This window comes from Mycobacterium interjectum (genome assembly GCF_900078675.2).
Classification (GTDB): domain Bacteria; phylum Actinomycetota; class Actinomycetes; order Mycobacteriales; family Mycobacteriaceae; genus Mycobacterium; species Mycobacterium interjectum.
Genome location: NZ_LT546247.1, coordinates 1 through 1,061 on the forward strand (window position 1 = coordinate 1; position 1,061 = coordinate 1,061).

The following is a 1,061-nucleotide window of genomic DNA, read 5'->3' on the forward strand; positions in this document are numbered from 1 at the left end:
CGGCCAGCCGCCGGAGCGGGGCGAGGGAACCGGGCACGATCTCGACGCCGGCGAGCTCGATGCCGCGGGGCTGATCGGCCGCACCGTCGACGGCCGACACCAGCGCGACGTGCCCGGACTCGCCGAGGACGCGCCAAAGCCAGTCGGCTCGTGACAAGTCGGTGAAGGCGATTCGGGTGCCCGCATCGCCGGGGGGATCGTCGATCATCCAGGACAGCACCGCGCCACTGACTTCCAGCACCGCCGCCAGCGGCGTCTCGACCGGCGCCGTTCCCGTCGCCCACAGGCCCGCATCGGCGACCAATCTCATCCGGCCACCTGCAGTTCCAGCATCGCCTTGATCCGTTGCCGGTGGTCCAGGCTCACCGACCGCGCGACCCCCTCCAGCAGGGACCGCACCTCATCGACGTCATCGCAGGGCTCCTGCCAGACGTCGCGTCCGTGCAGTCGCGCCCAGAGCCGGCTCAGGTAGGGCTGTGCGTAGGCGGCCAGGTCGTCGACGACCTGCCGTTGGCGGGGATGGATCGGACCGCCCTCGGCGAGGTAGCGCCGGGCGTGCAGCACGTAGGCCTCCTTGCGCAGCCGGGCCTGGATCTGGGCCGCCAGCGCGTAGCGGCTGGCGACCGACGGGTCCAGCGGCGCCAGCTCGACGGCCACCTCGATGCCGGCCACCAGCGTGGCCTGCTTGTCCTCGGACAACAGCCCCCAGGGCGCCGACGCCCGGTCCACTTCCTCCTCGCACAGCAGCGGGATGTCGGGCAGCGCGTCGCGGTCCAGGCCGCGCCGCAGCGTCGCGCGTACCCGATCCACGACGCTGCGATCCAGCGGACGATCGCTGTCTGATTCGCCCGCGATGCGGGGTTGTCGTTGTGGCTCAGCCGAACTCAACCCAAGCTCGACGATCGACCACGGCAGCTCGGCCCCCTCCAACCGCGCCAGCGCCCCCAGGTTGTACGGGGTTGCGTCGGCGATCACGGCCGACCAGACGCGCTGCCGGGCCGCCGCGGCGCGATGGCCGTTGACGGGTCCGAGCACCGTGCCGAGTTCGGCCAGGAACGGGC

2 pseudogenes are annotated in these 1,061 nt (G+C 72.4%); both read right to left on the reverse strand.

The features are described 5' to 3' along the window. Positions 1 to 310, reverse strand: a pseudogene (locus BN4348_RS59020) (hypothetical protein); the annotation flags it as partial. Then, positions 307 to 1,061: pseudogene (locus BN4348_RS59025) on the reverse strand (hypothetical protein); the annotation flags it as partial. The pseudogenes BN4348_RS59020 and BN4348_RS59025, both read right to left, overlap by 4 nt.